The sequence below is a fragment of the Nitrospira sp. genome (assembly GCA_015709715.1).
GTDB lineage: Bacteria > Nitrospirota > Nitrospiria > Nitrospirales > Nitrospiraceae > Nitrospira_A.
Genome location: CP054184.1, coordinates 2,917,568 through 2,940,911 on the forward strand (window position 1 = coordinate 2,917,568; position 23,344 = coordinate 2,940,911).

The following is a 23,344-nucleotide window of genomic DNA, read 5'->3' on the forward strand; positions in this document are numbered from 1 at the left end:
CTAGCGCTGCTTGAGGTACCGTAAGAACTCCGAGTCTGGGCTGACCACTAGGGTGGTTCGATCCTTGAGGGTCTTTCGGTAGGCTTCCATCGTTCGGGTGAACTCGAAGAAGTGCGGATCCTGGCGGTAGGCTTCCGCATAGATTCGAAAGGCTTTGGCATCGCCTCCCCCGCGAATCTCCTCCGCCTCTCGGTAGGCCTCGGCGAGAATGATCTCGCGGTCCTTTTCAGCTTCGGACTTGATCTTTTGAGACTCCTCCGCACCCTCGGCACGGTATTGCTTGGCCTGCCGCTCACGTTCTGCCTGCATGCGGGCGAACACCGCCTTCTCATTCTGCTCCGGGAGGTCGGCGCGTTTGATGCGGACATCTTGGATCTCGATCCCATAGGCCGAGGCCTTCTCGTTAGCCCGCTGAGTGACGACGGCCATCAGCTGTGCCCGAGCGGAGGAGACGATCTCCGCAAGGTCATGCCGCCCCAATTCCACTCGCAGCTCCGAATAGATGATGTCGTGCAGGCGTTGGAGTGCGCCGCGTTGACTCTGAAATGCCTGATACACCTTGAGCGGATCGGTGATTCGCCACTTGGCGAAATTATCAAGGAGAAGGGTCTTCTTGTCCTGTGTAATGACATCCTGGGCGTTGGAATCGTAGTCCAGCAGGCGCTTGTCGAAGTAGGTCACCTCCTCGATGAAGGGCATTTTTAGATACAGACCGGCTTCGGTCACGTTTCGGACTGGTTTACCCAATTGAACGACGATGGCGTTCTGCGTCACGTCGACGACATAAAACGGAGAGGCGCCCAAGACGAAGAGACCGACGACAATGCCGATCAGTGCCACCATGATTCCTTGTTTGCTCATGGAGTCGGCTCCTGCGCAGGGGTGGAGTGGGCGGGCTTCGAAAAACGGTCGAGCGGCAAATAGGGCAGCACACGTTCGCCTCCCTTGCCGTCCATGATCACCTTGTCGATCGTGGGTAGGATCTCCTCCAGCGTTTCGATATAGATGCGCTTGCTGATGATGTCCTTGGCCTGGTGATATTCCTTGAGTGTCGCCTGGAATCGATTGGCTTCGCCTTGGGCTCGATTGAGGCGGGCCTGCGCATAGCCCTTTGACTGATTGACGAGCTGAGCCGCTTCGCCTTTGGCTTTGGGGATGATGTCGTTGCGATAGCCCTGCGCCTGGTTGATCAGCTTTTCGCGGTCCTCTTTAGCGTTGGTCACATCCTTGAACGCTGCGGCCACGGCCTCTGGGGGATCCACGTCCTGCAGTTGGACCGCAGCGACCTGCAGGCCGGTTTTATACTCGTCCAAGATACGCTGAAGCAGTTCCTGTGTGTCCTGTTGAATCTGCGCTTTACCGGTGGTGAGGGCTTCGTCGATCTTGCTCTTGCCGATCACTTCCCGCATCGAGGCCTCGGCTGCTTTCCCGATCGTGTCATGAATGTCGGCGACGTTGAAGAGGTATTCACGGGAGCTTTTGATTTTATATTGGACGATGAACTCTATGGCCAAGATGTTCATGTCACCGGTCAGCATCAAGGCTTCCTGCGGGATCATCTGCTGGCGACCCTGTCGATCGGTGCGAAAGCCGACTTCCACTCGATGGAGTTTAGCCACCTTCGGCTGCAAGACGGTTTCGAGCACTGGAATCTTGAGGTGGGGTCCCGGATCGACGACACGGACCGGGACGCCGAATCGTTTGACGACTCCTTCTTCATCCGGCGCCACGATGAAGGCGCTCTGCCAGATCAGGAAGATCGTCAGGGCGACAATCAGCAGATTGCGGAATCCGCCGGATGGCAATAAGTTGCGTAGTTGGCCCTTGGCCTGTTGGAAGGCCTCGTCCAAATCGTCGCCCTTCTTGCTCCACGGATCTTTCGGGTCCCAGACCATATCTCGACTCACTTCCAAGTCATCGTGAGGGCATCAGTGTTCCACCTTAGCAAAGTGGGATGCGGCGAGCAACACTTATCAATGGCCGTATTTGACATATCAATAAATATTGATATATGATGGCAACTGTGATGAGAGGGACGGCAATGAAAAATCCGGCGCGAGCGGCGGCGTTGTTTCACGCGCTTGCCGACCAGACTCGCCTCGACATCCTCGACGAATTGCGCGGTGGGGAGTGCTGTGTGTGCGAACTGACGGATCATCTGCAGGCCGGACAATCCAGGCTGTCGTTTCACCTGAAGGTTCTCAAGGACGCGGGCGTCATTGTGGATCGTCGTGACGGGCGGTGGATGTACTACAGTCTGAACACCGATGTGATCGAGGAATTGAGCGGGCTAGTCGAGTCATTTAGGCTGCAGAAACGGTCTCGTCGTGCCGCAAGCTGCGGCTGATTTTTTTTGATGCGATGTATCAATAAAACTTGATTGATGCAAGGGAGGTTCGACCATGGATGCCGAAACCATTCGAAAACTCGTGAAGGAAAAATACGGGGCGGCGGCCGAACGGGCGACCAGCGGCGGCAGTGCCTGTTGTGGGGCGTCGCCGGCGTTGACGAAGATCGATCCTATACCTCCAACCTGTATTCGGAGGAGGAACGCGGAGGGGTGCCGGCTGATGCGGTAGCTGCTTCGTTGGGCTGTGGTAACCCGACGGCCTTGGCCCGCCGAGGCGTTTCGCGTTTTGCGTCCCGGCGGGAGGCTAGCGCTGTCCGACATCGTGGTGAAGGGAGCGGTGCCGAGTGAGATTCGCCGGAACCTTGAATTGTGGGCAGGGTGTGTCGCCGGGGCACTGGAGGAGTCGGAATATCGCGAGCTGCTCCGTCAAACCGGCTTTATGGAGGTCGGGGTTGAGCCGACCCGTATCTACCATGCCGATGATGTGAAGGCGTCCCTCGTCGGCACGGAGCTGACCAGTGACCTCTTGATTGCCCAAGTCGAGGGGAAATTCATGAGCGCCTTTATCCGAGCCAAGAAGCCGATGGTTGCGGCTGGGAGCCACCCGGCGGTTGTTCAACCATAAGGAGAGGCACTGTGTCATTCTTTGAGCGCTACCTGACCCTCTGGGTTGCTGTGTGTATGGTGGTGGGTGTCTTGCTTGGGCAGGCCGCGCCCGGTGTCGTTGCCGGCCTCAGGGATGCTGAGGTTTGGGAGGGAAGCCATATCAATCTCCCCATTGCGCTCCTGATTTGGCTCATGATCGTGCCGATGATGATGAGGGTCGAGTTTGGGGCGATCCGTGATGTGGGACAACGTCCCGCTGGGCTGTTCATCACGTTGTTCGTGAATTGGCTGGTCAAACCCTTTTCCATGGCGTTCTTGGCCTGGCTGTTCTTCCGATACGTCTTTGCAGTCTGGATCACCCCGTCGGAGGCCGATCAATACATCGCTGGAACGATTATTTTGGCGGCTGCTCCCTGTACTGCGATGGTGTTTGTCTGGAGTTACCTGACGGACGGTGATCCTGCCTATACGCTCGTCCAGGTGGCCGTCAACGATCTCATCATGCTGGTGTTGTTTGCGCCCATCGTCGGGCTGCTGGTCAGCGGCGCGTCGTCCTTGGCCGTTCCGTTCGATGTGCTGGTCTACTCGGTCGTCACGTTCATCGTGATTCCCTTGGCGATCGGCTCGGCGCTTCGAGCGCGGCTGGTGCGGCAACATGGTCGACGATGGCTGGAGGAAGTCTGTTTGCCGCGGTTCGCACCGGTGACAATTGCGGCGCTGCTGCTGACATTGGTACTGATTTTTGCTTTCCAAGCGCAGAACATCCTGAACAAGACCGGTCATGTGTTGCTGATCGCGGTGCCCATTCTGTTGCAGGTGTACCTGAATGCGGGGTTGGCCTATGGTCTGATGCATCGGTGGCGAGTTCCTCATACCGTCGCGGCCCCCGGCGCGTTGATCGGCGCGAGTAATTTTTTTGAGTTGGCGGTCGCCACGGCCATTGCCCTGTTCGGTCTGGAGTCGGGTGCGGCCTTGGCGACGGTGGTGGGGGTGCTGGTCGAGGTGCCGGTGATGTTGTCGGTCTGTAGTCTGTGCAATAGCACCAGGTCTTGGTTTGCGCAGGAGGTTGCAGGATGAAGCAGCGGGTGTTGTTTCTCTGCACAGGAAATTCCGCCAGGAGCCAAATGGCTGAAGGATGGCTGCGGCGTCTGGCAGGGGACCGGTTCGAGGTGTTCAGCGCAGGCACGCAACCGGTCGGGCTGAATCCGGGAGCGGTCGCGGCAATGGCCGAGGTGGGAATCGATGTCTCACAGCAGCGCTCGAAGCATGTATCGGAATTCAGGTCGCAGACGTTCGACCATGTGATTACGGTGTGTGACCGTGCGAAGGAGTCCTGCCCGGTGTGGCCTGGGACGACGCATGTGCTCCACTGGAGTTTCGACGATCCGGCTGCGAGCACGGACTCGCCCGAATCCAGCCGAGCCCTCTTTCGGCGAGTACGCGATGAAATCGGCGACCGGATCAAGCGGTTTCTGGACACATCGGAGGCCGAAGAGTAACGGCGGCTCAGGAGGGCCGGTCCTCAGGGGTATGCGGCTTTAGGAGGTGACTGCCCCACCGCAGGAGGACCCGCTCCCTGCCGTGCAGCCGTAGCAGTGATTGTTGGTGACGATAGGACGGTGCTGCAAGCGATCCGGGTCAAAGTCCCGAATATGCCGTGGCGCCTGCAGCGAGACCGGCAAGTCCAACATTTGGTTGAAGTCGCAGTCGTAGAGTGTGCCGTCCCATCCCACCGAGAGTGTGTAACGACACATGACGCCGGCCGCCGCGGCGGGATTGAAGGCCGCCGCCAACCGTTCCATGTAGCCCTCGAAGTTGCCGCTGTCGACCAGAAACTCCAAGAAGCGACTGATGGGCATGTTCGTGATCGTATAGAGCCGCGTAAAACTGATGCCGTGACGAGTGGTCAGCTCTTTGCGGAACTGGGCCTCGATCGCCTCCTGTTTGGGCGGAAGGAACGCTCCAACCGGATTGTAGACCAAATCCAGGATGAGGCCCGTCCCTTCTCGGCCGTATCCCACCTGATTCAGTCGCCGCAGGGCCTCCATCGATTTGTCGAAGATGCCCTCGCCACGTTGTGCGTCCGTCTGCGAAGCCCGGTAGGAGGGCAGAGAGGCAACGACCTCTACGCGATGCTGCGCCAGGAACTCCGCCAAGTCCGCCTGAGACGGCACGAGCAGCACGGACAAATTGCAGCGATCCATCACATGGCGGCCCAGCGATCGTGCCTGTCCCACCAGCCAGCGAAAGTGTGGATTCAGCTCGGGAGCGCCTCCCGTAATGTCGAGCGTGGGAATCTCGGTCTGGGCCAAGGCGCGCAAGCAGAGGTCCATGGTCTCCCTCGTCATGACCTCGGTGCGGTCAGGCCCCGCGTCGACATGGCAGTGTCGGCAGGTTTGGTTGCAGAGCTTCCCGACATTGACCTGTAACGTCGTAAGGCCCGTGACGTGGAGCGGAAAGAGACCTGCGCGATCAAGCGCCTGGTCAAAGGAAGGGCAGACCTGGTTTTCGGTTAACAGGCGTAACTGCTCAGAAGGCGCTGCCAGGGGATCCCGCCGCGCAAGAAGGCTCAGGCCGGCCATGTTCAGCAGCAGCCCCCCGTCGCGCTACAGGTGATGGCCGTTCCTTCGACTCCGGTCGACGATCGATTGTAGATGATGAAGTGAGGGCGATATTCCTCTGTCGAGAGTACTTTTCGGGTCTTGGAGCAAATCTCCAGCGGGACGCCGCGATAGTAGTGGTGGTGGTCGTCGTCCTCCGCATGGATGACCGCCCCGCCGAGAACGGCATAGTCGCCTTGCCACACGCAGGGAGCCTCCTCCGGCAGAATGGCGCACCAGCGAGGATCCGCAGCATCGAGGGGAACGGGTGAGGAGCCGATCACGAAGAGCGAACGGAACGGCTCCGTATCGAGTAGCTGGGCTTGAGCGGCGTCGATCACCTGCGGGATGCCACGTTGGTACCGCTGTCCCCACTCATCGGTGACGGCCGAGAAGGGGCCGCGGAGGGTGGCATAGAGAGAGGCGCTGCTCGCGGAAGGGACGGGGAGTTTGTACCCGGTCAGCGTGACCGACAGAAAATGAATGCCGTCGATCGATTGCCAGGGCATGGCCTTGACCTGGTGGATCCCGCGGAACCCGGCATCGACCATGCCGCCGATATAATCCTGCACCTGTAAGGCACCAGACAGGCAATCGCCCCATTTGGCGCTGTCATGCACCAGGTATTGCGGCACGACTTGATCGGAGACGATGTCCGAAATGGTGAAACGCCCGCCGGGCTTGATCACGCGATACATCTCGCGGAAGACCTTGTGTTTATCGGGAGCCAGATTGATGACACAATTAGAAATGATCAGATCCACGCTCGCATCGGCGATCGGCATCGCGTCGGCCATGCCCTTCCGAAACTCCACGTTCGAGGCCCCATAGCCCAAATTGGCTGCGACCAGGGGCGCATTGCGACGGGCGATTTCCAGCATGGTGTCGGTCATGTCGATGCCGATGACTCGGCCGCTCGGTCCGACACGGCGGGCCGCCTCAAAACAGTCGATCCCTCCGCCTGAGCCGATATCCAGCACCGTCTCGCCGGTCCGCACGTTGTCCAGGCCCGCCGGCGTGCCGCACCCATAGGAAATCTTTAGCACCTCGTCGGGAATGAAGGAACGCAGGTCTTCAAAGTTGTACCCGGTCGGGCAACACATCTGTTCCCCTGAGCCGGCGGCGCGGGCATACCGGTCGCTGACTTTCTGGGTGATATCGTCGATAGACATGGGATGTACTCCTTCGAAGACGTGGCAGGTCATATTGTAGTAACAACTCTCCTCATCGGGAGTCAATGTCGGCCTCACGCGGGCGAGGTAGGCCGTGCAGGAGACTTGCCCCGGCAGGAGGTCCGATGAGACCTCCTGCCGGGGCATCAGTCAGTTAGAACGATAGGGCGGCCCATTCCTGTCCGTCCATCGCGGCGTACCGTGTACTCCAATCACTGTTACTCGGCTGCGTGGCGGTGGGCTTTTCGACGATATCGCTTTTCATCGGGCCCAAGGCGCCCAGTAACTCGTTCTTCTCGCGCTCCGGGACCTTAGATCGCTCGTTGGATTGCCGCAGATGAAAAAAGTCGCGTTGCGAGGAAGAAGCCGGTGATAGAGTTTCTGAAGGGTTTTGTGCGAGGAATGAGCGAATGGCTGAACCGGCGAGAACAGAGGGGCATCATTCGCCGCCGTCGAGTGCGGACGAACCTGTTCTGCTCGATGGGCCGCTTCTTGCGCCTCCTCCTGCTCTCAGGGAGCGGTTGATGGCGCAAATCGCCGCGGAGCCGCAGGAGTCGGACAAGGCGGACGCCAGTGAGTCGGTTGCCTGATCACGTCGGGCCGTCGCCCTGATGCCTATCGATCCGATCTTGTGCCGGGGGGCGGCGAGCTTCATTCACCTTCTTCGCCAGACTTTCCCATAGATCAGCGCGTTGATCAGTACCACGCCCGCGCCCAGCAGCACTTGAACCTCGCGAGTGAGCGCCGAAGGGTACAGCAAAGGAGCCAAGTATTGATCGATGAAATCGGTCTCATACCCTGAGGCGCCGCCGAGAACCCGCAGTGACGACTCGAGTGGGGTCAGCGGGCAGACCCACCCGGTGAATTCCACCAAGGCTCCCCAGAGTGCGGCCGGCACATGCAGCCATGCCAGGCGCGGCCACTTCAGAACCAGGAATCCTCCCGCGACGACGAACAGGACGAATGCCAGATGGAGTAGCAGCACGAGATCGGCCGCGAGACGGTAGGCCATGGCCGGGCAGTCTGCCGCAACATACGAGAGAACGCAACGAAGTACCTGGGTTAGAACAGCCGCGGTGCTGAGTCCGGCTCAGCCGTTGCCGGATAGAGGAGCCGCTCCCCCTGCACCACGGCAAACGCCGGGAGCTGGTGCGGCAGGACCTGATTGCCCCCCATGATGTGGAGCACTTCCCAGCCGCGGACCAGGAGAGCATCGGCGATCAGTGAGCGGTGGCAGCGCCAAGGTACGGCTTCCGCGCACATGACGGCTGCAGGCGTTTCTCTGCCGAGGGCTGCCAGCCGGTCGAGGGCTCGCTGAAACGCGTCCGTCTCCATGTAGTCGGCATAACCGCGAAAGCTCGCATTTCTCCAACCGAGGTTCATCGAGTCGGCACGAGCTGGCCGTCGGCCGCCTAAGGCCGGCAGATGCTCGTACGACAATCCCGCCCTGGTCAGCCGTTCGGCCAATTGATCGGCATAAAAATGCGGAAACCGTCGTGAGCCTGGATAGCGGCGAACGTCGACGAGGAGCCGGATGCCATGGGTCGTGAGGAGCTGGAGGAACCCATCGGCCGAGCGGGTGGAATGGCCGATGGTCCAGAGGTGCGGCGCCGCCAGGAAAGGTTTCTTCATGGACATGGGTTTAGGCGGACGGCGTGAACGGTAATGCCAGCTGTGCCGTGGGCAGCGTCACCGCCTGGGTGGCCCAGCAGGTGAGTTGCTCGCGATCTTCCACGACCTCCACCGGGACTTCGAGATACCGTTTCAACGTCTGTCTGGGATGTGGGCGAAACGGTTGCATCCCGCGCGCAAGGTACGCCCGGCGGGTCACGTCGTTGGTTCGAAAAAACAGCCGCCCCTTGTGGATGATGCCGAAGAAGGTGGTCCCATAGTAAAGGCCATACCCGCCGAACATGGCGCGGCAGGTCACGAGGCGATCGGCGCACAGCTGCTCCAACACGAACGTCATGAAACTATCGACGCTGGTTCGACGCGCCGGGCTCATCCGTGTCACCGCCTTGCCGCCGATGGCAGGCTGATGGTTTCGTGCGGGAACCTCACGGCCTGGATGGATTCAACGTCCGGCAGGTGGCGGGCTAGGCAGCTCCATTGGTTTCCGCCGGTGCGGCTGCCCCACACCTCTCCGCTCGTCGTGCCGAGATACAGCCCGAGCGGCTCGTAGTCGTCACAGGTCAGCGCCTGCCTCTTCACCGTCTACCAGGCCTGTGCGGTTGGAAATCCCTTGGCCTGTCTCGCCCAGCTTTTGCCGCCATCGCGGGTGACATAGAGGGCCGGTTTGCCTCCCGGGCTTACCCTGGACCACAACGCCCCTCCATCCATCGAACAGATCCAGACCGTATCGGGATCGCGGGGATGCAACAGGATCGGGAAGCCCACATCCCCGACCTCCGCCGGCACGGTTTCGCCGATGCGGACCCATCGGCCGTCGGAGCGATCCATGCGGTACACGCCGCAGTGATTCTGTTGATACAGGCGATCGGGCATCAAGGGGTGGAGTTGTACGCAGTGGGGGTCATGGCCGAACGCCGGGTCGGCGACGGGCAGGAAGTCGGCGCGACAGCCCTGGTTGAGCGGGGACCAGGAGACGCCGCAGTCGAAACTTTCGAAGACCCCGCCGCAGGACAGCCCGATGTAGAGGTGCGTCCGATCTCTCGGGTCGACCAGAATGGAGTGCAGGGTCGCACCCGGTCGGTCTCCTCCGGTCCATTCGATACGGAGGGGGTGCTCGTTGAACCCGTTGACGCCCGACCAACTGACGCCACCGTCTTCCGAGCGGAAGAGGCCCTGCGGAGAAGTACCGGCGTACCAGACACCCGGTTCACGGGGGTGGCCGGGCGATAGCCAGCAGACATGGTCGATCGTCAACTCCGGCAGGCTGCGCAGGGAGTTGGAGAAGATCGGCGGGGCCGACGCCTCGGTCCAGCTCATTCCCCGGTCGACGGAGCGGAAGACCGTGGGGCCAAGGCCCGGTGCGCGACAGGCCATCAGTAAAGTGTGGTCGTCCCGCGGGTCCATCACCAGATGGTGGACGCGATGACCGAGAAAGATCGGGTCGGACAGGGCCCAGCGCCGTCGTGCCTCGTCTCCCTGCAAGATGAACGCACCCTTGCGGGTCCCAATGAGGAGTGCCGGCAGTCCGCGGGGAGCGGGTCTGCCGGCCTGAGAGCCGATACGCGGCATGGGGACCGTTCCTTGGTTGCGGCCTCCCCTGCGTGACGGGCGAGGGGGAGAGGGCCGCTTCCGGTCATTTCAATTTCTGCAAGGTCTCGCGCAGTTCGCGCACTTCCGTGGCGAACAGCTCAAGGTGTTGGCTCCGCTGTGGCTGCTCGTCCTTGAACTTCCACGTCCGTTTGAAGATGGCCCAGAGCTCCTTGTTGTGGGTCACCGCAAGCGCAAAGGCAGGTGTCTCGCGCCTGGTCTTGTCCACCGCGCAGAGCGAGTCGTCAAAGGCATGGAACTGGTTGTGCAGATCGCGCAGGCCCTGGTCATGGCCCGATCCGCTTTGCGCGGCCTTGGCGCTGGACTCCATCATCGCCGTCAGGTTGAGCAGGGTCTCGACGTTGTCGGCGCCCTTGGCCCGTTCGGCGAACTCCTTGGCCTGGGGGTAAAACAAGTAACTGCACCCACCGGAACTCAACAGCAACACGCCGATGACGCCGGCATAGAGGATCTGTCGCATGAACGGCCTCCTTCCTGTTGGGAGCTTGCCCTACGTATGGGACGAGAGGCAAGCTTGGTCAATTCGCACGATGAATTCAAGGACGATTTCGCCTGGGGGCGGGTCGGCTTGCAACTAGGGATTTGACCAGTTCGGGCCGGTGCTCCACAGGAGTAGAACCGTACCAGCAGTTCACCACTTACAGTCGGAGGGGCCATGCGTACAGTCATCACCGCAGCAATCGTGCCGATCTGCATGTTGTCGGGATTCGTGCTCAATGCCGGGGCGGGTGAGGTAAAGGCCCAGATCGAAAAGGGGAAGGGGGAGGCGAAGGCCGAGTTCGAAGAGATGAAGGGCGAGGCAAAGGCGCTGAAGGAAGAGATGAAGGGCAATGACGCCAAGGCCGAATTGGAACGGGCCAAGGGCAAGGTCAAGGGCGCGGGTGAGCGCGCCAAGGGCAAAGTGAACGAGCTGAAAGAAAAAATGAAGGACTAACCGGCCTTGCGCCCGCCGACCAACCGGACGGCTATGGGGAGCACGATGCCCTGCAGCCGTCGGTGGTCGTTCACGGCAGAGATGATCCCCTGTTCCGCCTGCGTCCGTTGATCCGGCGTCAGCTTCGCGAACAAGTTTTGAATCGGCGCGGCAACATCCATCAAACTCCGGAGGAATTCTTCCGCCGTGGCGAACGTCACCTCGGCGGTAAATTCTTCCTCACACACTCCCGTCAGACCGGCCCGCCCATACATGCCGGCCAGGTCGCCGGGGCGAGCGAGCCGAAAGATACCGGGCGCCTCAGGGTCGGGAGGCGGCAAGGGAATGATGGTCTTGATGATATCCATGGGAATCCGAAGATAGGGATTCTTATCCGGTCCGGCCCACACAGCCGCCGACACATAGCCTCCCGGTTTCAACACCCGCACGATCTCCGCAATCGCCTTGGGGATCTCCGGTAAAAACATCAAACAGAATCGGCTGATGACGGCGTCGAACGACCCGCCTTCAAACGGTAAGGCCGTCACATCGCCGGTGCGGAAGGTCACGTGGGTGAGCCCCCGCTCCTTCGCCTTCCGTCGCGCCACCTCCAACATGGAGTCGGCGAGATCGATCCCGACGAGGCTGCCCTCTGGTCCCACGACCTCACCGGCCAGCAGGGCCGGGTATCCCGTCCCCGACCCCAGATCCAAGACCCGCAACCCAGGCCGCAGCCGCGCATCGGCCACCAGACGGTGGTTGATGAAGGTCATGTTACGATTGAAAAACTGATCCCACTTGTCCCACCCGGCGGCGACGCGATTCCAGTCCTGACGTTGCGAGTCGATCACTTCCTGCGGAGTTGGTGACGGCATGGGGTACTCCTGTGAGGGTCGGCGGTCCGTGAAGACCTTACTTCACGCGCTCGAAGGTATAGGTTTTCGGCACGTCCTTCCCGGCCTTGCTCAAGATCCAGGTTTGGGTGAAATGGTCGTGGTCTTTGATCTCGATGGTCAACTGATGCATGTGCACGTCGCTCGGGTTCTTGAGGTTGGTGGCGTCCAGGAAGGTGAACACCAACGGGCGCTCCTTGTCCGTCTCCTTCGGCCAGTTCGTGCGCAGGCGCGGCTGATTGTTGAGAGAGCAGTAGTGGGTCAACATCAGTTGCTCGCCGTCGCCGTAATACATGGTCGTCATGGGGGGGGTGTCCGGCGGAACGAAGGTCTCCGTCAGACTGGTGCCGCCCGAGCTGTAGGCATAGGTAACCCTATAGACTTTGCCTTCGCTGTCGGTCCCCTTCCACTCTCCCACGAGGGATTTCAGGGGGGCGAGAACGGTGTCCGGGATGTCGGCGGCGTGAGAAGGAAGTGAGAGGAGCAGGACGGCGAGGACCCAGAAACCACGAACCATTCCATGCGGCATGCAAACCCTCCATCCAACCAAGCGAGAACACTGTCGTGCCAGTCAAGCATGTCTCGAATGGTCATATCAAGCCCTTTTGCGGCCTTGTGTCACGACTGAACAGGGGGCCGTTGGCAAGATCGACGTATTTTGGTACAAGCGGAGTCATGGATCGGATGGGCAGTCGGATTTCGGTGGGAGGAATGGAAGATGGGGAATTCTGCAGGGCAGGAGTGGAAGCAGATCCTTCAGGACCTGCTGAGCCACGAGTCCGAGTTTCGGGCCTTCGTCCGCCGGCGTCTGTCGGACGAAGCCTTGGCCGAAGATATCCTGCAGCAAAGCCTCTTGCGGGCCGTCGAGCGGCAACATGCCCGCCCACAGACGGAGCACGTCGTCGCCTGGTTCTATCGCATCCTCCGCAATGCCATTATCGATACCTATCGGTCTCGGGCCGCGGAGAACAGAAAAACCGATGCCCTCTTGCAGGAACTCGTCACCGCCGGTGAGGACCGGACCCCGGCCCTGGATGAGTTGCGTCCGACGATCTGCGCCTGCCTCCAGCGCCTCCTCCCGTCCTTGCGTCCCGCCTATGCCGACCTAATCCGGCGGATCGATCTCGACGGTCAACCACCTGCGGCCGTGGCAGATGAGTTGGCGGTGACGGTCAACAATCTCACCGTGCGCCTCCATCGTGCGCGGCAAGCCCTGCGGACCGCCCTGGAGCGATCCTGCGGTGTCTGCACTCGGCATGGCTGCTTGAATTGCACCTGCGAGTAACAGCCGTTCCCCTCGCATCGGCCCATTTCGCACCTCGAAAATCGGCACTGTAAGATTCCGTCTTCCGCTCCGTCTGTAGGGCTGCAAGGACATGATCAACCACTGGCAGGGAGGGGATGATGGTTACACACGAAGCAAGCACAGCGATCCTCGCGAACGAAGCCACTCACCATGAGGTTCCTCATCAGCATTGCCACCGAGCGAGCGGAGATGGCGGTGCGTCCCTCAACCGCACGGCCCTCATAGCGACCCTCCATTGCTTGACCGGTTGCACGATCGGGGAAGTGCTGGGCATGGTCCTGGGGACCGCTCTGGGATGGGGCAATTGGCCGACGGTCGGGCTGGCCGTCTTCCTGGCCTTCGTCTTTGGGTACGCCATGACGCTGTGGCCTCTGCGCCGGTCCGGCATGGCCTGGGGAACGGCGCTCTCACTGGCCCTGGCATCGGACACCCTGTCCATGGCGACGATGGAGTTGGCGGACAATGCCATAATGATGGTGATTCCCGGCGCGATGGAAGCGGGGCTGGGCGATCCCCTGTTTTGGGGGAGCTTGGGCGTCGCGTTGCTCCTCGCTGGAGTCGTGGCACTTCCGGTGAACCGTTGGTTGATCGCGAGGGGCAAGGGGCATGCGCTCGTCCATGCCCACCACCATGGCTGAGGAGGCGTACGGTCGCCCATGCGGATCATGATCCTCATCGTGACGGCGGTCACCGCCGTCACGCTCGCCGCCTGTACCCAGTTCGAACCCCGCGATAAACGATTCTACTATCGCGCGCTCTGGAATTTCGCATTGCGGGAGGACCTTGCCGAACTCGACAGCGAGTTCAACGGCGTGGACTTCGGCCATTCCAATCTCTACGAGAATTTGTTGCTGACGGGTGGGTCGGACGTGCCTGCGATCGAGGAGCGCGCGCGCAAGGAAACCCTGGCGTTCATCGCCACGAAACCTCGGTTGAATCCCAACGAGGAAGCCATTGCGCCGACCTACATGAAGCTGGCGTGGCGGGCGCAAAACACGTTCGACGAAGCGCATGCCCTGCATCGGGCGACGTATGACATTGTCGTGTCCGACGAGCCGGACAAAGACCGAGCGATCCGCGACGTACTGGCCTATTACCGACGCAGCGCCTACGCGATCACCTCGAAGCGTCTGGACCACCGTCGGCTGGATCAGTTCCCCTATTCGCGCGCGTTCAGGCAGCGGTTTCCCCTCTTTAATGCGACCATCTGGTCCTATCACTATCTGCAGGTGGCCGTGTATGACCCCTTGCAGGCCGCTCCCGATCTCGCAGCGAAAACGCAGGCGGTGAGGCCGATCCTCGTCACGTATCGCGGCTACCTCGCGCGTCCGCCGGTGCACTGGACCTTCATGCCGCTGACGGCGGACTACAGCCAGGCCTTTGCCGCTCGGTATCCGGAGTTGGCCAACATCTTCGACAATCTGCACATGCTGCACGACAACATCAGTGACATTCTCACCAGCGAACGGCTGCCGACGTGGGAGGCGAAGCGCGCCGAGATCTATCGAGTACTCAACAACTACTACCTCGCGAGCGCCGATGCGACGAATCCGATGATCGAGCGCGCCGCATCCGGCGAGGAGCATCACCATTGAAACCGGCGCTCACAATAATTCTGATTCGCATGCTGGCCTGTGCGGCGGTCTTGACAGGGGCGTCGGCAGCGGCGTTGGACCATGACAACCTCGATCCCAACCGGCCGATCGGAATGGAAGACGCGTACCCAGTGCCGAAGGGCGAGATCGGGCTAGAGGGCGGCGTGCGCTTCAACGACCGTCGAACGGGGCGGACCAGCGTCACGTTTCAACCGCAGATCATCTACGGCGCCTTCGACAATACGCAGATCGAGATTCAAGGCGACCTGTTCACCGATCCCCGTTCGATCGTCGGTGCCAACAAGTCGGGCGATCTCCACCTGGGCGTGCTGTATAACTTCAATACGGAGACGATTATGCTCCCGGCGCTGGCCCTACGCGTGGAGGCGGACCTGCCGACCGGCGTCAATTCGAAGGGGGTGGATACCCAGGTCACCGGCATCCTCACACGCTCGTTCGGACATCTCCGGGCGCACCTCAATGCCGGGTATACCGTGATCGGTTCGCCGCAGGGACAGGAGCGGCCCGGCGCCTATCGTGCTGTCGCGGCAGTGAGTTACCCCCTTGGGTATCCGAACAGTTTTCGTGACACGTTGATCGTCAGCATCTACACCCGTCAGTCCGATCTCCAGGGCCTGCGCAACCACACCGGCGTCGAGGTCGGAATTCGCCACCAATTGACCTCGCGCATGGTGCTCGACGGCGGCATCGGCACGGAGTTCGTCGGCCCATCCGATCGAACCGCCCTGCAGGGAACGGTGGGCCTGTCCGTCGGGTTTTAAGCGGGGTGACTGTCGCATGGTCGAAACAGTTTCACGCGCCAAAGAGCGCCAACGATCGAAACGGATCTATTCCGGCTTGCCTGGTTGCACCGCCCGCTTTCGTCTGTTAAGAACATAGAGTCGTTCTTTCCTAATCCCAGATACCGGTCCCACTTCCCTCACAGCGACTCCATTTGGCATTGCAGCCACCAGACTGCATGACGGGCCGGTATTTTTTTAGCGGCGGTATTGTTTCAGCAGGGCGCTCGTACCTATGGATCACGCACAACTCCATCGTTCTCACCGCGCGCAGACCCATGGTCCCCCGCATGCCGCGCAGGATTGCGGGGAGCTGCGCCGGCCGTCCGGGTGCGGGCGCACCGCAGACCCGTGGGAATGGGATCGTCGAGATTGGCTGGTGGCGGGACTCCTGGCGGTGGTGGTGAGCGTGGGTTGTCTCGCGATTGTGAGCAGGATTCCGCCGTTTCTCCTGCAGTCCATGGACCTTTGGTTCGAGGCGGACACACTCCGCGAAGTGTCGAATATGACCCGCGTGCAGGACGATCACTACCGCACCTCGGTCCACCCCCTGTTCTCGCTCATCACCTTCGTGCCCGTGTATCTGCTCAAGCAGGGGCTGGGTCTCGATCCTCTGCAGGCCGCCGTCTTGCTCAGCGCGCTCGTGGCCGGCCTGTGGGCGGGGGCCCTGTATGCCCTCGTTCGCCTGATCGGCTGTCGCAGGCTCGATGCCTTCATTTTCACCCTGCTGGGCCTTGCCAGTGCCTCGTCCCTCTTCTGGCTTCCGATTCCCAATTCCTATACCTGGGGCTCCTTGTCGATCATGCTGACGCTCCTGCTCGTCCTCTACACCGAGCGCCGTCCGCTCGGAGCGGCGGCCTATGTCGTGGCCAGCGCCTTCAGCCTGAGCGTCACGGTCACCAACTGGATGGCCGGCCTGTTGATGACGCTCGCACGCTGGCCGTGGAAGCAGGCGGTACAACTGTCCGTCAATGCCCTCTGTGTGGTGGTGCTGCTGTGGGGAGTGCAAAAAATCATCTTTCCGACGGCGGAGTTTTTCATCGGCGCACGCGGCGAGGAGTCGTTCATCAACCATCCGCAAGCCGGGGGACCGTTGAAGGTACTCTCCTCGTTCTTCTTTCATAGCGTCGTGGCACCCCATGTGGGACTCATGGAGGACGACGCCTACGTCAAGGCCACGGACGATTCGTTTCGGCTGCCCGAACGCCTCACCTTCCAGTTTTCCAGGCCTGGGTCGGCCGGGCTCTTGAGCCTGTTCGCCGTCGGCCTTTGGTCGGCCCTGTTCCTCATCGGCGGGTGGCGCCTGGTGACATCGGGGCGCCAGCTCAGATTCCGGCAGGTGTTGGGCGGCCTGCTGGCGTTCGAATTGGTGCTGCACCTGCTCTACGGCGAAGAGACCTTTACGTACAGTCTGAATTTCGTTCCTCTCCTCTTGGCGGTGGGGGCGCTGGGCACGCTCGGATCGGGCCGTCGTGTGGTCGTGGCGCTGACGGGACTGCTCGCCGTCTCTGTCGCGGTGAACAATTGGCAGCAGTTTCAAACGGCCAGAGACCAGGCCATGCAATTCACGCCGCAACGCCACCTGATGACCGACATGATGCGCCAGGATCCCGATCGCTTGTGGCCGCGATCGGTCGGGCATGTGCCGCTTGCGGTACCCGGCGCTCCGGAAGGCGGGACGGCTTACCATGAGCCCGGCGGAGACTTTAGCCCGCAGCTATCCAGTTTTGGCGTGTCGCTCTGGCTCTGTGATGACAAGGGCAATCCCGTGGTGACCAGCAAGACGATCCCCTTGCATGAGATCCACCAGGAGTTCGTGCCGTCCGCTCACCCGCAGGTGCCGGCCATCGCCACGCAGACACCCTATTACGAGGCCACCTGGTCCAGGCTCGATGCGACGCACTGGGAACTGCGCTTCACGAATCGCACGCATCACGTGCCCGCCGTGGTCATCAGGAGCGTGGGACCTGCCGGCGGCCCCGTGACGTCGCTGGAATGGGAGCGCGGGTTGGTAGGCATCAACCATCGTTGGTCGGTGCGCGCGAGCCCTTCGCCCGAGAGGGTGGCCTTGGGAGACGAGAATGCCACGGGGTGGATGACCACGGCGTCGTCCGGCCGCTCCTGGAGCGGGGAGTCTGGTTGGGGCTATGCCCGCCTGACCTTCTCCGACAAGGCGGCAAAGATCGGAGAAGAAATCCGGGTGGTCGTATCCGACAGGCTGGCGCCCGTAGAGCGAAAGGCCTTCTACGGCCCGGCGCCTCAGCCGCTTCAGCTGACACTACCGGAGCCGCGCTTCCACGCCTCCATGCAGGCGCAGACTGCCCATCTCATGATGAGTCTGGTCGACGATGAAACCAGGCCGGGAGACCCGGTGTTGTTTTATCGCGCCTGGCATCGCCCGGGGGCCTACATTGCCAGCGCTCTGGCGCGGGCTGGAGATCCTCGTGTCAGCCGTGCCCTCTCCCAATTCCTGGGAACGCATGACTTCGGCGGCGGCGCGGGGCCTGAGGCGGATGCACCAGGCCTCACGATTTGGGCCCTCACCGAGGCGGCTGTCTATATTGCCGATCCCGTGCACGATCAATGGTTGTGGCCGCATATCGTGAGAAAGGCCGGGCGCATCGAGCGCATGCTGACGGCACAGGAGCCGGTCGTGGAAACCTACGCGGTCCCTTCTCCGCACAACTTCAAGCATGGGCAACGGACCAAGACCGCACTGGTCGCCCAACCGGCGAGAGCGGGGCTGATCGTGGGGCGCGTGGGCGAAGAATGGCCGACATGGTATGTGAATGCCGTCAGTTATCGCGGCCTCCTGGCCGCAGCGCAGTTTGCGGATCGTCTCGGTAAGGCTCGTCAGGCGGTCCGATGGCGGACCCAGGCTCAAGCTTTGCACGAGAGCTGGGAGCGGCAGCAACCAACGGAGTCGATTCATGCGGCCTTGGCCGAGATCCTGCCCATGGTGGCCTATCGGCCCCCTTCTGACTCGTCGACCATCGTCGGGCAGCTGGCCCGGGCTCACGAAGCGTTACGTTTGGAGCAGCCGGAGGCCGTCTGGGCCCTGTTGCGGCGGTTGTGGAATCGACAAGCCTCGCCCGGACTCTATACGTGGGACGCTCCGCGCTCGAATCGGCAGGAGATCGCGGACGGATGGCAATTCGCCAGGGGATGGCGCAATGAAGCGGTAGTCTCGCCGGACTATGAGGCGGCGGCCCTACTGCTGAAATTGCAGCAGGACATGCTGGCTTACGTGGAAGAGCAGGGGCCCGATTCCACGGTCGTGATCGGGGCCGGGATGGTTGCAGACTGGCGTTCAGAGCCCATGGCCGTGTCCGGTCTGGCCCTTCCGGGCGGCTCGATCGGTTGGGCCTGGGATGGCCGCCGGATGCGTGTCACCCTGCGGGGTCCGGCTCGGACCATCCGACTCGGCGCCGCATTTCCGAAGGATGCGGAAGTCTCCGTCCTGCACGAATCGCTGACCAGCTGAGCGGCGGCGTGAATCAGTGACCGATGCTTGCCTTGACGAGGTGCCAGAGATTTTCGGCGAGCCAGCGGGAGTCCTTGAAGAGGTGCGCCAGCTCGGAAGTCAAAATGAAAAACGCGGGATAGAATAGGTGCGGGCTGGAACGGCTCCACTGCAAGATGCCGTCGAGATACCCGTGTATCAACCCCCCCCGGCATTTCCACATCACCATCACAGCAGTCACCCCCAGGAGTGCCCCCGACAGGATATCGGTCGGAAAGTGGAGGCCGACATAGACGCGCGGAAACGACACCAGCAGCCCCGCGTGCAGAAACCCGAACAGGCCGAGCCGCGGAGAGACCAGCCACAGTCCGGTTGCGAGGGCGAAGAACAGGGAGGCATGGTCGCTGGGGAAAGAACTCCATCCTGCGAGAAAATCAGCCGGCATGGAGTAGGGAAGGGTGAACTGCAGGTCGGCGGTGTGGATCGGCCTGGCCCGATAGGGCAGGGTAAGTTGAAGAAGTCGAGCGCCCGCCACCGCCGACAGGGTGCCCGCGAGCGTGAGTAAGACCGTTCGTCGATCCTCCTCTTGCCGGGGCCCGCGAAAGCAGGCCCACCAGAGCAGCGGCAGGCTGAGATACCCCTTCAGCAGGTCGCTGTCGCTGATCGTCATGATCAGGCTGTCGATGGTCCAGGAGTATTGGGCGAACTGATTGAAGAAGCTGAGAATGGCCCGATCGAAACTGTTCATCCGCGCATCATAGCGGCCCGTGCCCAGTTGGTGAAGAAAAAGTACGTAATCAGCAAGATACGCGAGGCCCGGCCTGATTGTAAATGTTTGCGGGGAAGGTCGGACTGATTTACACGGTCACCGAGCCGGCCGAGCCGCCCTTGTTGGCCGCATACCACGAGTTGAAGCGAGCTTGGAGGTTATATGCCTGCTCCTCGTGTGGGCTGCTGCGCATGACGTTCAGCGGCTGTCCCGTTGCCCAGCGGTAGGCGATGGTCGCGCCACTCAAGCCGAAGTAGCTCTCCAGGAACGCGACTTTGCCGAGGATCGTGTACTGCAACACGTGCACGAGTTCGTGCACGAATGTGGAGAGGCTCAGATTGCCCGACACGAAGACGTCATCGTCGAGGGTCATGGCCGCCGCCCCCGGTTGCAGGGACATGATCCAGCCGCCACGCCAAAAGCTCGCGAGCCGTCCCAGTGCCGGGATCAGGATGGCGCCGTCAAGCGGGTTGGCGACGGCATACTCAAGCACGGTCGAGTGCCAGTTCCCCGGCACAGAGATCGCCGCGGCGACAGCGATGTTGCTGGTGACAACCCCGTCAAACACCGCGGTCAGGGGTTGCGCGAGGAAGTCGGTCGGATTCCTGAGGTTTTCGAAGGGCGTGGTGAGGGCCTCACCCACCGCACCGAGTACGTCTCGCTGCAAGACGGGACCACGGGCATCTTCGCCGGAATTGGACTGGCCGCCCTGCTGGATCGTGTGTGCGAGCTCGTGAGCGAGCAGGTGACGGCCGGCAGAGGAGTGCATCGGGGCTTGCTCCCCGAGCACGATGTGAGGGCCCACCGTGTACGCTCGGGCGCCGACTGCGTGGGCCGAATCCGCCGCGCGGTCATCGCTGTGGACACGCACGTTGGCGAAGGAGTGGCCGAAGCGGGGCTCCATGAAAGCTCGAGTCGCCGCGTCGAGAGGCTGTCCGGGACTAGCCAAAACTGCCTGCACGATGGACGGCGCGGCAAGCGGCTCCGTCTCGCCGGTTCGGACGCGCGCGGTCTGTAGGCGCTCCTGTGCTCGGCTTGGCTGCTGCGCCTTCGTCCCGGGCTTGCGCAGCACGTGGTCGGCTATGCGGTCCGCTTCCTGCTCGAATTCATCCCCCGGCTTGTTGATGACGAGTTTCCTCTGCATGCGTGCTGCGTTGAGGGGATCGACGGGGATCCGGCCAAAGTCGTGTCCGAAGCGATCTGATATCGGCCCGGTCGAAACGCTGTCGCGCTCGTTCGCAGGGTGCCGCAGCATCCGCGAGAGGGTGTAATTTCCCATCATGTGCTCAGGCCGCTCAGCCCGTTGAGTCGCCGTGGGTCTGTGTGCAAGCGTGCGCATGGCTAATCAGGCCTCCAGGTCCTGTGCGGGAAGGTTCGCAACCGGTCGAGTCAATATCCGAAGTCAGGTCTCGTTCTATGCATCGTTTGTGACCTGCCACTAAGTATCCGGCGGATCGTCGAAGAGTGCAAGCTCACGGCCCGAACTCATTACGGGCACACGTGATCGGTACCAAGTCGTGGGGTAAACAGTAGGTTGGAAATAAAAAGCGGTGCCAGCAACCATCTCTTGTGATGCGTCGCCAGTGACAAGCGTTCAGTGAACCGCAACAATCGACTGCCGGTCATAAGGGAGGTGCAACGATGAGCGTCGCTACGACCATAAAGGCCCAGCCGTTTATCTTGCCACCGATGGACGACGCTCCCGCGTTGAACGCGCACCATTTGTTTCGTTGGGTGCAGATCCTCAGATCCTTCGATCCCCTCTAGTCCAAGATCAAAAACGCCCCGATGAAGTACGGGCCGTTCGCGGCCTGCGCGCCTCTGATCCGCACCTCCGTCACGTCGTACACCCAGCCGCCCACCAACCAGGGATTGGGAGCGAGGTTCGACCAGTACCACCAACTTCTATCGTTCTTGCGGAACCAGAATTGGATCGGCTCGGTGCCCGCGACGCGGATGATCGGCATGTCGAACACCCTCGGTTGATGCGTGACCCGATCTTCCATCCAGATCTTGATCCAATGGTCCTTCGCGTGGGTGCCTAGGGTTCTCGGTTCATGGATCCAGTCTGCCGCCACGCAGCCGTTCCCCACAGGTCGCCCATACCCGGCTCCATACCCGTCGCCCGGATCTGAAAAGCACGGCGCGAGCAGACTGGGACTGTCGAAGACCAGATGGATATGGCCGTAGGTCATGTCTTCCACGTTGATGTAATTGTTGAAGCAGCGGTGGCGATAGGTCCAGCAGGCACTATGCGTGGATGGGTCGCACACCTCCAGATCGCCGGCTGCATTCATGCCGGTCGAAGAGCCGAAGTTTCCTCTCGCCTGGCCGTAGATGTAGGTCAGTGCGAACGAATGATCGAAATCGACCACGCAGTCGCCCAACCAATCGTGGGCCTCGACGGACCGTGCGGCAAGACAGAGTCCGGCCAATGCGAGGCACGCACCGAGCACCACCTGGGTTGTCTTGTGTCTGTATGTCATGGCCGCATCCTTTCTTCCGAGCGACAAGAGCTGCTCCTTGCACGTGCGCTTGGGCTACGCGACGATCACTGGCCGCCCCTTTGGCGGTCGATCGTCTCCCGCAATTGCTGAAACGCTTGATGGCGCGCTTCGACCGGCAGGAGGAGTGCCGCATGATGATAACGATCGATCAGCCGTTGCCTCTGTCTGAAATTGGCCGTCTCCTCGATGCGTCGCAGCAGTGGCGGCAAATCGAGGGGATCCGAAGTCGGTTGAAGCGCGCGCGACGATTCGGCCAACATCGCCCGCACCTCTTCCTCACCGGCTGGGCGGGGGGCCGGGAGAGTTTGACTCGCTTCGCCCATCGGTCCGCCCGGTACGAATTGATGGGGCGGCGGGGGGACACAGCCCGGCAAGGTCAGCATCATGAGCGGGAGTACCCATGTTACCGGGGGAAGGCTGAACCCAGAGCGATGGTCATGCGCATCCATGGGGACCTCCATGTTCTCTGTGGTCATCGTTGATGCGACCGGAGGAGGCAAACTCTGCGCCACAGCCCGCCCTGCTGTCGGGTTCTCTCAGATCAGGCAGATGCGCGTGCATTGACGGGAGAGGGAAGCCGAGCAATCGATAAAGCGGTATCGCATCGGATACAAACGCGTATCGCATCCGATACGGGCCGAGCCGAGCCCTTCACTCCTCGTTGTGCAGGGAGTTTGTGGAGACGGCCTCGTCGAGGTGGGCGGAGAGAAACCGTTCCATTTCTTGAAAGACTCGGATCCGACGGTGTGGCCAGATACCCATGCAGGACCCAACCGGATGGTCTGCATGATAATGAACTCCCACGACTTGAGTGTGCGCGGGCGAGAGCATGAGTTCGCCGTCGAGATCATAGGCAGGATGGGATGCGACGAGTTCGGGCGGCTGCTGAGGACGGATCTCGTATCGCCGGGGATTGTGCCGATGACTCCATCTTGGAGTTGCGGGAGATGGACCCTAGACAGCTGACGAAGGTCGCGTTCCGCCGCGATCAGGTTCGCCTTGAGGTCCGAAGTGGGAGATCGACGGTTCGTCAATCAAACCGGTGATTCGAGAGGGCGCGGAGCCGTCGAGCCTCACGGCCTCTTGCGCGTGCGCGGCAGGCGACGTTGTCCCACCCAATCGCGAATCAG

Annotated in this window: 24 protein-coding genes and 2 pseudogenes; 11 read left to right on the forward strand and 15 right to left on the reverse strand. The window is 61.4% G+C overall.

Annotated features, from left to right (window positions below; translation table 11 throughout):
• Together hflC and hflK are read right to left on the reverse strand one after the other, a co-directional pair.
• Entirely contained in the window at positions 1 to 861 is an 861-nt protein-coding gene (gene hflC / locus HRU82_14190; GenBank protein QOJ36025.1) for a protease modulator HflC, read from the reverse strand.
• A complete protein-coding gene (gene hflK / locus HRU82_14195) occupies positions 858 to 1,895 on the reverse strand; it encodes an FtsH protease activity modulator HflK (protein ID QOJ36026.1) in 1,038 nt (345 codons plus the stop codon). Before hflK ends, hflC begins: the two co-directional genes overlap by 4 nt.
• A 131-nt stretch (positions 1,896 to 2,026) precedes the next feature.
• Between hflK and HRU82_14200 the strand changes: the two genes are divergently transcribed.
• The 4 genes and pseudogenes from HRU82_14200 to HRU82_14215 all read left to right on the forward strand — a co-directional run bounded on the left by HRU82_14200 (position 2,027) and on the right by HRU82_14215 (position 4,455).
• Positions 2,027 to 2,347, forward strand: coding sequence for a winged helix-turn-helix transcriptional regulator (locus HRU82_14200; GenBank protein ID QOJ36027.1), 321 nt, complete (start codon positions 2,027 to 2,029; stop codon positions 2,345 to 2,347).
• Positions 2,348 to 2,402: 55 nt separating this feature from the next.
• A pseudogene (locus tag HRU82_14205) lies at positions 2,403 to 2,975 on the forward strand (hypothetical protein).
• Positions 2,900 to 4,033, forward strand: coding sequence for an ACR3 family arsenite efflux transporter (arsB, locus tag HRU82_14210; protein QOJ37218.1), 1,134 nt, complete (start codon positions 2,900 to 2,902; stop codon positions 4,031 to 4,033). The pseudogene HRU82_14205 and the gene arsB overlap by 76 nt, the downstream one beginning before the upstream one ends.
• Positions 4,030 to 4,455, forward strand: coding sequence for an arsenate reductase ArsC (locus HRU82_14215; GenBank protein QOJ36028.1), 426 nt, complete (start codon positions 4,030 to 4,032; stop codon positions 4,453 to 4,455). Before arsB ends, HRU82_14215 begins: the two co-directional genes overlap by 4 nt.
• A 39-nt stretch (positions 4,456 to 4,494) precedes the next feature.
• Here HRU82_14215 and arsS read toward each other — a convergent pair whose 3' ends face one another.
• Positions 4,495 to 5,538 (reverse strand): arsenosugar biosynthesis radical SAM protein ArsS, encoded by a 1,044-nt coding sequence (arsS, locus tag HRU82_14220; protein ID QOJ36029.1) that lies wholly within the window; start codon positions 5,536 to 5,538, stop codon positions 4,495 to 4,497.
• Positions 5,539 to 5,540: 2 nt separating this feature from the next.
• Positions 5,541 to 6,728 carry a methyltransferase domain-containing protein gene (locus tag HRU82_14225; protein QOJ36030.1) on the reverse strand — a complete coding sequence of 396 codons (1,188 nt, stop codon included), beginning with the start codon at positions 6,726 to 6,728 and terminating at the stop codon, positions 5,541 to 5,543.
• A 410-nt stretch (positions 6,729 to 7,138) separates the two neighbouring features.
• Here HRU82_14225 and HRU82_14230 point away from each other — a divergent pair, with 410 nt between their 5' ends.
• Entirely contained in the window at positions 7,139 to 7,318 is a 180-nt protein-coding gene (locus HRU82_14230) for a hypothetical protein (GenBank protein QOJ36031.1), read from the forward strand.
• A gap of 65 nt (positions 7,319 to 7,383) precedes the next feature.
• On the opposite strand, the gene HRU82_14235 is transcribed toward HRU82_14230, so the two are convergent.
• The 5 genes and pseudogenes from HRU82_14235 to HRU82_14255 all read right to left on the reverse strand — a co-directional run bounded on the left by HRU82_14235 (position 7,384) and on the right by HRU82_14255 (position 10,428).
• Entirely contained in the window at positions 7,384 to 7,740 is a 357-nt protein-coding gene (locus HRU82_14235) for a DUF2784 domain-containing protein (GenBank protein ID QOJ36032.1), read from the reverse strand.
• 50 nt (positions 7,741 to 7,790) lie between these two features.
• Positions 7,791 to 8,366 (reverse strand): DUF488 domain-containing protein, encoded by a 576-nt coding sequence (locus HRU82_14240; protein QOJ36033.1) that lies wholly within the window; start codon positions 8,364 to 8,366, stop codon positions 7,791 to 7,793.
• A gap of 4 nt (positions 8,367 to 8,370) precedes the next feature.
• Complete coding sequence (locus HRU82_14245; GenBank protein QOJ36034.1) at positions 8,371 to 8,733, reverse strand: TfoX/Sxy family protein; 363 nt, start codon at positions 8,731 to 8,733, stop codon at positions 8,371 to 8,373.
• 5 nt (positions 8,734 to 8,738) lie between these two features.
• Positions 8,739 to 9,929: pseudogene (locus HRU82_14250) on the reverse strand (glycosyl hydrolase).
• Positions 9,930 to 9,993: 64 nt separating this feature from the next.
• Positions 9,994 to 10,428 (reverse strand): hypothetical protein, encoded by a 435-nt coding sequence (locus HRU82_14255; protein ID QOJ36035.1) that lies wholly within the window; start codon positions 10,426 to 10,428, stop codon positions 9,994 to 9,996.
• 195 nt (positions 10,429 to 10,623) lie between these two features.
• On the opposite strand from HRU82_14255, the gene HRU82_14260 reads away from it, so the two are divergent.
• Positions 10,624 to 10,902 carry a hypothetical protein gene (locus HRU82_14260; GenBank protein QOJ36036.1) on the forward strand — a complete coding sequence of 93 codons (279 nt, stop codon included), beginning with the start codon at positions 10,624 to 10,626 and terminating at the stop codon, positions 10,900 to 10,902.
• Here the strand turns inward: HRU82_14260 and HRU82_14265 are convergent.
• Positions 10,899 to 11,756 (reverse strand): methyltransferase domain-containing protein, encoded by an 858-nt coding sequence (locus HRU82_14265; GenBank protein QOJ36037.1) that lies wholly within the window; start codon positions 11,754 to 11,756, stop codon positions 10,899 to 10,901. The two genes, HRU82_14260 and HRU82_14265, sit on opposite strands and share 4 nt — an antisense overlap.
• Positions 11,757 to 11,793: 37 nt before the next feature.
• A complete protein-coding gene (locus tag HRU82_14270) occupies positions 11,794 to 12,303 on the reverse strand; it encodes a hypothetical protein (protein ID QOJ36038.1) in 510 nt (169 codons plus the stop codon).
• A gap of 189 nt (positions 12,304 to 12,492) precedes the next feature.
• Between HRU82_14270 and HRU82_14275 the strand changes: the two genes are divergently transcribed.
• The 5 genes from HRU82_14275 to HRU82_14295 all read left to right on the forward strand — a co-directional run bounded on the left by HRU82_14275 (position 12,493) and on the right by HRU82_14295 (position 18,959).
• Positions 12,493 to 13,059 carry a sigma-70 family RNA polymerase sigma factor gene (locus tag HRU82_14275; GenBank protein ID QOJ36039.1) on the forward strand — a complete coding sequence of 189 codons (567 nt, stop codon included), beginning with the start codon at positions 12,493 to 12,495 and terminating at the stop codon, positions 13,057 to 13,059.
• Positions 13,060 to 13,178: 119 nt separating this feature from the next.
• Positions 13,179 to 13,718, forward strand: a complete 540-nt coding sequence (locus HRU82_14280; protein ID QOJ37219.1) for a DUF4396 domain-containing protein — start codon at positions 13,179 to 13,181, stop codon at positions 13,716 to 13,718.
• An 18-nt stretch (positions 13,719 to 13,736) separates the two neighbouring features.
• Positions 13,737 to 14,675, forward strand: coding sequence for a hypothetical protein (locus tag HRU82_14285; GenBank protein QOJ36040.1), 939 nt, complete (start codon positions 13,737 to 13,739; stop codon positions 14,673 to 14,675).
• Positions 14,672 to 15,457, forward strand: a complete 786-nt coding sequence (locus HRU82_14290) for a transporter (protein ID QOJ36041.1) — start codon at positions 14,672 to 14,674, stop codon at positions 15,455 to 15,457. Before HRU82_14285 ends, HRU82_14290 begins: the two co-directional genes overlap by 4 nt.
• A gap of 331 nt (positions 15,458 to 15,788) precedes the next feature.
• A complete protein-coding gene (locus tag HRU82_14295) occupies positions 15,789 to 18,959 on the forward strand; it encodes a hypothetical protein (protein QOJ37220.1) in 3,171 nt (1,056 codons plus the stop codon).
• Between the two features lie 13 nt (positions 18,960 to 18,972).
• Here the strand turns inward: HRU82_14295 and HRU82_14300 are convergent, their stop codons facing one another.
• From HRU82_14300 to HRU82_14315, 4 genes are all read right to left on the reverse strand, one after another.
• A complete protein-coding gene (locus HRU82_14300) occupies positions 18,973 to 19,686 on the reverse strand; it encodes a phosphatase PAP2 family protein (protein ID QOJ36042.1) in 714 nt (237 codons plus the stop codon).
• 109 nt (positions 19,687 to 19,795) lie between these two features.
• Positions 19,796 to 20,851 carry a DUF4157 domain-containing protein gene (locus HRU82_14305; protein QOJ37221.1) on the reverse strand — a complete coding sequence of 352 codons (1,056 nt, stop codon included), beginning with the start codon at positions 20,849 to 20,851 and terminating at the stop codon, positions 19,796 to 19,798.
• 619 nt (positions 20,852 to 21,470) lie between these two features.
• Positions 21,471 to 22,193: a hypothetical protein gene (locus HRU82_14310; GenBank protein ID QOJ36043.1), complete on the reverse strand. Its 723-nt coding sequence runs from the start codon at positions 22,191 to 22,193 to the stop codon at positions 21,471 to 21,473.
• Positions 22,194 to 22,258: 65 nt separating this feature from the next.
• Positions 22,259 to 22,690, reverse strand: a complete 432-nt coding sequence (locus tag HRU82_14315; GenBank protein ID QOJ36044.1) for a hypothetical protein — start codon at positions 22,688 to 22,690, stop codon at positions 22,259 to 22,261.
• Positions 22,691 to 23,344: the final 654 nt, after the last annotated feature.